Source organism: Dyadobacter sp. SRI_021 (assembly GCF_057586235.1).
Window position 1 is genome coordinate 1 of record NZ_JBYCZM010000056.1, and the last position, 295, is coordinate 295.

A 295-nucleotide genomic window follows, 5' to 3' on the forward strand; every position below is an offset into this window, starting at 1 on the left:
CACATTTCCATTGTAAAATTCCAGTTCTTTCAATTCCCCGTAGCTGTTGGTACCTGCCAAGAACCGTACGTACCGCCAGGCAGTTGTCGTCCGGATAGGGTACTCGTTCCAGCCGGCAGCGGGCGTCTGGCTAATCGTGGCCAGGGTAGTCCAGCCGTTGGGGTTTGACATATCATTGGATCCTTGAATTACACTGCCTAGGATGCGGTCCATACAGCATTCGGTACGGGGAGACAACCGGACCCTGGTGATATTGCCCCCAACATTCGACGGCAGATCGGTATTTCTAACTTTC

At 52.9% G+C, this 295-nt stretch carries 1 protein-coding gene; it reads right to left on the reverse strand.

Going from position 1 to position 295, the window contains the following annotated elements:
• Positions 1 to 276, reverse strand: a 276-nt coding sequence (locus AC2YIT_RS32250; protein WP_487281955.1) for a galactose-binding domain-containing protein, incomplete at its 3' end; no start/stop codon positions are given.
• Positions 277 to 295: the final 19 nt, after the last annotated feature.